Source organism: Brevundimonas sp. EAKA (assembly GCF_000698025.1).
In the GTDB taxonomy this organism is placed as follows: Bacteria; Pseudomonadota; Alphaproteobacteria; order Caulobacterales; family Caulobacteraceae; genus Brevundimonas; species Brevundimonas mediterranea_A.
In genome coordinates this window covers 1-5207 of the sequence record NZ_JMQR01000171.1, presented here as the reverse complement: position 1 = coordinate 5207, position 5207 = coordinate 1, and the positions used below count along the sequence as shown (strand labels likewise).

Below are 5207 nucleotides of genomic sequence, written 5' to 3'. Positions count from 1 at the left end.
CCTTTGATTCTACTTTGTTCAGCCCTCTGCGTCGTGATGTGGTGTTTTTTTTTTTTTTAATGGTGCGGGCACCCCCGGGGTCTTACACAGGGTGGTTCGTCGGCGGCGTCAGATGTGTATAAGGGCCAGGACCCTGAGGGCGGCGGCGACCGATGGGCCGGGGCTGGCGGCGCGTCAGGTCGCCGGTTCGGCGACGGGCGGGCGGTTGACCGTGTCGCGGGATGAGGCCGTGCGCTGGAGCCTGGAGACGCCGCTCAATTTGAGAGCCGCCTCTGGCCAGGCCGGCGAGGCCAGGGCGCAGAACCTTTCGATCCAGTCGAACGGTCTGTCCATGGGCGGGCGGAATACGGCCTTCGAGGCGACCGGGCCGGTGACGGCGGCGTTCGACCGGATCGGTTTCGGCGACCTGATGCTGAAACAGGCGCGGGGCGAACTGAGCCTGGACGTGGTTCAGGACGGGGCGATCCGGATCGCGGCCGAAGGCGGCCTGCGCTCGGCGGGCGGCGCCTGGCCCCTGTTCGGGCCGGTCGGGCCCGACGAGATCGCCGAGCTGACCGAGATGAAGGCGGCGCTGGGGGATTTCGCCCTGAACGCGCCCGCCATCCGCTTCGCCACGGGTTCGGCGGGGACCAGCGTGACCCTGGCCCGGCCCGTCACCCTGACGCCGGCCAACGGCGGAATACTGACCGTCGCCCAGGCGGGAACGGGGGCCTATCAGGCCGAACCGGGCCGGTTGGGCGGCGGGGCCCTGACCCTGACGGCGACGCGAGGGCGAGGCCTGCCGGAAATGGCCGTGGCCGTGCCTGAGTGGCGGCTGACGGACAGCGGGTTCGAGGCCCTGCTGGACGGGCGGGCCCAGCTGGACTTCGACCTGGCGCGCGGCATCGACGCCCGGACGCGGGGTCTGCTGGCCATGGCGGGCGGGCGGCTGACCTATGCGACGTCCGACTGTGTGGATCTGACGGTCGAACGGCTGGAGCTGGACGAGAACGACGTCCATCGGGTGGCCGGAAAACTGTGTCCCGAGGCCGGGCCTCTGCTGAGTTCCAAGGACGGGATCTGGCGCGTCGCCGGCGGTTTCCAGGGCGTGTCGGCCGACGCCCCCTTCCTGGGCATGCGGTTCGCCGAGGCCTCGGGCTGAGTGGTGGTCGATGGGACCAAGGCGGGGGTCGGGCTGACGGCGACGGTGGCGGGGGCCCAGGTCGTCGATGCGACCACGCCCAAACGTTTCGAGACCCTGGCGGCTTCCGGCCAGGCGACCCTGGCCAATGAGCGCTGGACCGGCGGGTTCGACCTGAAGGGAACCGGCAAGGCGGCCGCGACCACCCTGGGGCGGTTGACCCTGGCCCACGACGGTCGAACCGGGGCCGGGGGCGTTTACATCGCCGCGCCGGAGGTGCGGTTCGTCGAAGGCGGCCTTCAGCCCTCGATGCTGAGCCCCCTGGTCGAGGCCTTCGTCCAGTCGCCGGCGACCGGCGTCGTCGGGTTCGACGGCCGGTTCGACTGGACCAAGGACGGCGAGCCGACGTCCAGCGGGCGGTTGAGCGTGCCGGGGCTGGACTTCGTCAGCCCGGCCGGGCCGGTCAAGGGCGCGCGCGGCGAGATCGAATTCACCAGCCTGAGCCCCGCCATCATCACGGCGCCGAACCAGAGGCTGACGGTCGACAGTCTGGACATCGGGGCCGACGCGACGGCCCTGGACCTGAACTTCGCCATCGACGCGGCGGGGTTCAGCATCGCCGGCGGGTCGGTCCAGGCCGGGGGCGGGACCGTCTCCATCGAACCGCTGGTCGTGCCGCTGGACCCGACCCAGGCCTATAGCGGGGTCATCGTGCTGGACCGGGTCCAGCTGGGGGATGTGGTCGCCGACAGCGGTTTCGCCGACAAGGTGATGCTGGACGCGGTGGTGTCGGGCCGGCTGCCCTTCACCATGGACCCGAAACTGGGCCTGAAGATCACGGCCGGCGCCCTGGGCGCGGTCCAGCCGGGGCGGCTGTCAATCCAGCGCGACGTGCTGACCGATGTGGATGCGGGCGGCGGGGGCGCGGACGTTCCGCCCAATATGGTCGAGGACCTGGCCTATCAGGCGATGGAGCATCTGGCCTTCGACGTGCTGAGCGCGGATGTGAACAGTCTGGACGAGGGACGGATCTCGGTCCTGTTCCACATCCGCGGGCGGCACGAACCGCCGCAGCGCCAGGAACTGCGCCTGACGGTGGCCGAGCTGATCAGCCGGGAGTTCCTGAACCGGGAACTGCCCCTGCCGTCGGGCACCCAGATCGACCTGACGCTGGACACCACCCTGAACGCCAACCAGTTGTTCGCCGACATCATGGCGGTCAATCGGGCGCGTCAGGGTCAGAAAGAGCCAGCGCCGACGCCCGCGCCCGAGACGGGGCCCGAGACTGGGCCCGAGACTGGGCCTGAGCCCGAAGCGCCGTGAGTCGAACCATTCAGCGACCGTTCACGCGATAGCGTGCTAATGACCTCTCAACCTTGACCGACCCGGAGTTCTCGCCATGATCAACAAGCGCCAGTTGGCCGGACTCGGCCTCGGGGCGGTCGTCGTCGCCGTCGCGGCCTGCGCCCCGACCATCCGTCTGGAGGTTGCGCCGATCCAGATCTACGCCAAATTGGACGCAGACGTCCGCGTCCGGCTGGATCAGGAGCTGCAGCAACTGCTTCAGCAGAACCCGAACCTCTTCTGATCGCCTCGCTTCTTTTGAAAGGACAGGCCGATATGAGCCTTCGTAAATTCCTCGCTGTCGGCGCCCTCGCCGCAGCCGTTTCATTCGGCGGCGCCGCCCTGGCCCAGACCGCAGCCCAGAAGACCCTGGTCGACCAGGCCAAGGCCGCCGGCACCGTGGGTGAACAGGCCGACGGCTATGTCGGCTTCCGCGTCAGCACCTCCGACGCCGCCCTGCGCGCCGCCGTCGACGCCATGAACGCCGGCCGCCGCGCCGCCTACGCCCGCAGCGCGGCCGAAGCGGGCACCAGCGCCGATGTCGCCGGCGCCCGGATGTTCGAAAGCCAGCTGCTGCCGCGCATCCAGTCGGGCCAGTGGTACCGCAACGCCCAGGGCCAGTGGGTCCAGCGCTGAGCCGGGCCTGAATGATCGATCCGGCGTTTCGCCGGGTCGATCCCACGGGCTTCAGGCCGCTGTGCGACGCGAGCTCAGGGCCGGCAGAAGCAGGCCTTCGGTCAGGGCGCGCACCACGGGCACGGCGACGGCGTCGCCCATCAATTTCAGCGCCGCGCTCTCGCTGCCGGGCAGACGATAGTCGTCCGACACGCCCATAAGCCTCGCCGCCTCGCGTCCGGTCAGGCGACGCACCCGCGTCCGACCGCCGTCGCAGACCACCACATATTGCCGCGACGACCCGCCTGCCGGGGTGCGCAGACAGCCGGCCAGGCCGTCGAACCGTATCTCAAGCCGCTGGACCTTGCGGCCGTCTTCGGTCCGCACCCGGCGATAGGCGGCGCCGACCACGCGCCGGCCGGAGGCGACGGCGGCCTCGATCCGGGCGCGGTGCAGCGGAGCGGCCAGGGCCAGGATCTCCGCGCCGTCGTCCAGCCATTCCACGGATTCATCCGACTCCAGCAGGGCGGCGAGATCCAGGTTGCGCCGGGGCGGGACCGGCAGACTCCACCAGGCCCAGGCCGCGCGCACGGCGTCCGGCAGCCGGGCATGGGCGGCGATCAGGCGGGCGGAGTGGAAGGGGCCCGAGGGGGCGGAGGCCTCGGGCGCGCCGTTCAGGGCCGACTCCTGAACCGCCACGATGAACAGGCGGGGCCGTGACTGGGGCAGCCAGTGGGCGGCGTCCATCTCCAGCGCCCCGACGCGATAGCCGGCCTGGACCATGGCGGCGCAGACGGCGGAAAAATCCCGACCCGATTCGTCTTTGGGGCCGGAGGTCAGCAGACCGATGACGTTTTCCAGCACGATGACGCGGGGCGCGCGCCCTTCGACCGCCAGGCCTTGGATCAGACGCCAGAAGCCCCAGAAGGCGCCGGATCGACCGGCCTCCAGTCCGCCCCGCGCCCCGGCCAGGCTGACGTCCTGACACGGCGACGAGGCCCAGGCCAGATCGGGCGCGCCCGGCAGGTCGGCGGGGCGCAGGGACCAGACGTCGCCAAGATGGAAGCGGATGTCGGGATGGTTGGCGACGAAGGCCCGCCCCTTGGCGGGGTCCATGTCGTTGGCGAAGACGGTGTCGACGCCGGCCCATCTCTGGCCTGAGGGGCCGGCGCCGGACAGGCCCAGGCCCGCGAGACCGCCCCCGGCGAAGAATTCATAGGCGGTCGGGCGAATCGACATGCGGCCACCATAACTCAGCCCGGCCCCTTGACCGAGGCCGGCCCCGTCCACACCTGCAGGCCGAACGCGGGGGGCCGTCATGCGCGCCATACTCACCACATTGCTGATCGGGCCGGTTCTCGGCCTGACCCTGGTCGGTTGCTACGACCGTCGGGACAAGGCGCCCGAATCCGCGCCGCCGCCCGAGGCCGCGCCGGTTCTGGCGGGGGTCGATCTGGGCAAGCCGGTGCGGGCCCTGGGGACCGAACCCTTCTGGAGCGTAGAGATCACCCCGGACACCCTGATCTACACCCGGATGGACCAGCCGACGCAGCGGGCGCCGAACCGCGGGGCGACGGTTCAGGGGACGGTCGCCACCTACGCCACCTCCACCGACCTGAATGCGGCGATGAACGTCGTGCTGATCGCCACCGAATGTTCGGACGGCATGAGCGACCGCACCTATCCCCTGACCGCACGGGTCGAGATCGGCGACGACACCCTGAGCGGTTGCGCCGCATCGGCCTCGGCCTTGAAAGTCGCGCCGGCGCCCTGACCGGCCCCTGCCTTCACCACCAGTCGGCTTCGCGCAGGGTGCGGGCGTAGCGGCGGCTGACGGGGACGCTGAGGCCGTTTTCCAGCGTCAGGGTGGCGCGGCCGTCGCCGCGGTCGACGCCGCGCACGGCGGATCGGGCCACCCACCAGCTGCGATGGGTGCGGGCGCCCTCCAGCCCCTCCAGCTCCTCGACCGCGTCGGACAGGCGCATCAGGATCAGGTCCGAGCCCCGGTCGGTGTGCAGGCGCAGATAATGATCCTCGGCCTGGACGGCGTAGAGGGTCGCGCCCCTGAGCTTCAGCGGCAGCCGGTCCAGGAAACGGACCGGGGGCGGCGAGGCCGGCGCGGGGGAGG

7 protein-coding genes are annotated in these 5207 nt (G+C 70.9%); 5 read left to right on the top strand and 2 right to left on the bottom strand.

The features are described from left to right. Positions 1-112 precede the first annotated feature (112 nt). The 4 genes from ER13_RS18790 to ER13_RS15945 all read left to right on the top strand — a co-directional run bounded on the left by ER13_RS18790 (position 113) and on the right by ER13_RS15945 (position 3100). Positions 113-1141: a hypothetical protein gene (locus tag ER13_RS18790; protein WP_197019809.1), complete on the top strand. Its 1029-nt coding sequence runs from the start codon at positions 113-115 to the stop codon at positions 1139-1141. Further along, positions 1142-2443, top strand: a complete 1302-nt coding sequence (locus ER13_RS18785; protein WP_197019808.1) for a YdbH domain-containing protein — start codon at positions 1142-1144, stop codon at positions 2441-2443. Positions 2444-2519: 76 nt separating this feature from the next. Continuing rightward, a complete protein-coding gene (locus ER13_RS15950) occupies positions 2520-2708 on the top strand; it encodes a YnbE family lipoprotein (RefSeq protein WP_008262758.1) in 189 nt (62 codons plus the stop codon). Between the two features lie 32 nt (positions 2709-2740). Next, a complete protein-coding gene (locus ER13_RS15945) occupies positions 2741-3100 on the top strand; it encodes a DUF1318 domain-containing protein (protein WP_008261324.1) in 360 nt (119 codons plus the stop codon). Positions 3101-3151: 51 nt separating this feature from the next. On the opposite strand, the gene ER13_RS15940 is transcribed toward ER13_RS15945, so the two are convergent. Beyond that, on the bottom strand, positions 3152-4318 hold the full coding sequence (locus ER13_RS15940) for a DNA cytosine methyltransferase (protein WP_035310851.1): 1167 nt from the start codon (positions 4316-4318) through the stop codon (positions 3152-3154). Between the two features lie 79 nt (positions 4319-4397). Between ER13_RS15940 and ER13_RS15935 the strand changes: the two genes are divergently transcribed. Continuing rightward, positions 4398-4853 carry a COG3650 family protein gene (locus ER13_RS15935; RefSeq protein ID WP_008263361.1) on the top strand — a complete coding sequence of 152 codons (456 nt, stop codon included), beginning with the start codon at positions 4398-4400 and terminating at the stop codon, positions 4851-4853. Positions 4854-4866: 13 nt separating this feature from the next. On the opposite strand, the gene ER13_RS15930 is transcribed toward ER13_RS15935, so the two are convergent. Next, positions 4867-5207: LytTR family DNA-binding domain-containing protein (locus ER13_RS15930; RefSeq protein WP_035310849.1), on the bottom strand; the 341-nt coding region annotated here is incomplete at its 5' end.

Bases quoted from the DNA above. Each gene is read 5' to 3' on its own strand.
- ER13_RS18790 (WP_197019809.1), top strand. From the start codon at position 113: ATGTGTATAAGGGCCAGGACCCTGAGGGCGGCGGCGACCGATGGGCCG.
- ER13_RS15950 (WP_008262758.1), top strand. From the start codon at position 2,520: ATGATCAACAAGCGCCAGTTGGCCGGACTCGGCCTCGGGGCGGTCGTC.
- ER13_RS15945 (WP_008261324.1), top strand. From the start codon at position 2,741: ATGAGCCTTCGTAAATTCCTCGCTGTCGGCGCCCTCGCCGCAGCCGTT.
- ER13_RS15940 (WP_035310851.1), bottom strand. From the start codon at position 4,318: ATGTCGATTCGCCCGACCGCCTATGAATTCTTCGCCGGGGGCGGTCTC.
- ER13_RS15935 (WP_008263361.1), top strand. From the start codon at position 4,398: ATGCGCGCCATACTCACCACATTGCTGATCGGGCCGGTTCTCGGCCTG.